Here is a 1,883-nt window from a genome sequence, read left to right on the forward strand (position 1 = left end):
TCCTCACCGTTTAACCATGAGTGGTGCACTTATTATCTGAATTCGGGCTCTTCGAGTATCACCATTTAACATGTCTTGTAATGCTCTTTCCTCGCTGGAATGAGGACCAGTTTTTCCTTCATTATTTGATTGATTTTCTGAGTTTCCCTGCTCTGCAGTCAATATGATTGCAACTACTGCAACTATCGGATTGCCGGTCCTGATTGCACCAGAAACCACATCTTGCTTGGTGATGTTTGGGGCTTTAACGTTTCCGCCCGTTTGTCCCACTACTGGCGGAGGCGGTGCAAATAAGGCTAAAGCAAACTCCCCATCCGGATCCACATATTTATATGGATTATTATTGGCATACGTATACCGATTAAACGAATACACATCCCTGAACCCAACCGGATCATCCGCATAGAACCGCCCAATCAGCGGATCATAGTATCGTGCCTGCATATAGGTCAGGTTCAAGTCCTCATCCTGCAGGTGGCCTGTGTAGCCTATACCGGCCTTGTCTCCCCCCAATCGTTTGCCAAACGGCTCGTAATGACTGCGACTGGTGATGTTGCCGGCACTGTCCGATTCTGCAACGACTGACCCCAGCATATCTGTATGCTGATATCTAACTGTGGTTGCTGATACTTGGCTGCATACTAACAGTAACAGCAGCGTTAGGAGTTGAATTATTCGTTCCATGAGTATTCCCCTTACATGTAATCACCGCCGCCGCTACTGCCGCCGCGAGCTGTCGCAATAGCGCTTTTGCTGCCGCCGTTTCCTGTGCAAGTGACACTGATGTTATACACTGTGCCATTCTTTAATTCTGTTTGTGTGCCACTTGTACCTACCAGGGTAATAGTGCCCATGTTGATACCATTCCGATACTTTTGAATCGTACCGCTGCAGCTCGTGGATGAAGTTGACGACCAGGCTATTCGGTGCGCTGGTACATCCACAATATCAAAACATTCTTGTTTAGGAGGGCATTCACCACCAATCATGGTGTCTGATATATTGATATTCACTGTAGGAGCCGGCACAACAACCGAGGAGGTTGGGTCATCCACTTCAGCAACTATGGTTTTGCCCAAATATATACTGTCAGTCTTCATGCCGTTTTCAGAGACTCGATGTAACAACTGGCCCCCCTGACTGTACACACTGTAACTGTTTTTACCGCTTTCAGTTTTGCGTACCCGACGATTATGGCCATCGTAGCTGTAGTTGATACCTTTGGCTGAGACCATTTGCTGTCCCAGGTTATAGCTGAGCGGGTAACGGCCATTGTGGATGACATTGCCGCGGGTATCGTACTGATAACCATAAGCGTAGGCACCGCTCAATTTACTCAACTGATTCAGGTTGTTATAGCTATAGCCTATGTTGACGTTATTCAGTGTGCGGCTGAGGATATTCCCCTTACCGTCGTAGGTATAACGACCTGTACCCCAGCGGCCATCGGCACTGAGCAAGCGGTCAACACCGTCGTAAACCAGATTGTCAATATCATTGTTTCTGTCCACCCAATCGATGAGGCGAACCAGGTTGTCGTTGCCATCGTAGCTGGGGTCGAGTTTGTTCTTTATCACGCCGCTCTTGCTGTCGGTGAGCAAATCGATTCGGCCACTGGTATCCATCTCGACATTGCGAACAATGCCATTCCCGAATGTAAATTGTTTCACCTGGCCGTTGGGATGATAACTCACGCCTGTGACATAACTGCCGGCCTTGGTCGCTTGCCCCAAGGCATTGGGAGCAAAATCAACCAATGCACCTGATGGGTACTTCAATGAACTGACGGCTCCCAGATTGTTGTATTCCCAATCCAGTACGAAAGACTTGCCGTCCAGACTCAGGGTTTCTTTATCGATTGCATTTTGGCTGTTGTATAAGTA

The 1,883-nt window shown here is 48.0% G+C and carries 2 protein-coding genes; both read right to left on the reverse strand.

The annotated features are described in order from the left end of the window. Nucleotides 1-3: 3 nt before the first annotated feature. Complete coding sequence (locus RC73_RS21300) at nucleotides 4-684, reverse strand: RHS repeat domain-containing protein (RefSeq protein WP_082014394.1); 681 nt, start codon at nucleotides 682-684, stop codon at nucleotides 4-6. 11 nt (nucleotides 685-695) lie between these two features. After that, nucleotides 696-1,883 (reverse strand): hypothetical protein (locus RC73_RS20855; RefSeq protein WP_039036154.1); only part of this gene is annotated, 1,188 nt, incomplete at its 5' end.

Origin of the sequence: Shewanella sp. ECSMB14102 (assembly GCF_000813075.1) — a bacterium.
GTDB lineage: Bacteria > Pseudomonadota > Gammaproteobacteria > Enterobacterales > Shewanellaceae > Shewanella > Shewanella indica.

What these genes read in the sequence shown, in the direction of transcription:
- RC73_RS21300 (WP_082014394.1), bottom strand. Translation starts at nt 684, where the DNA reads ATGGAACGAATAATTCAACTCCTAACGCTGCTGTTACTGTTAGTATGC.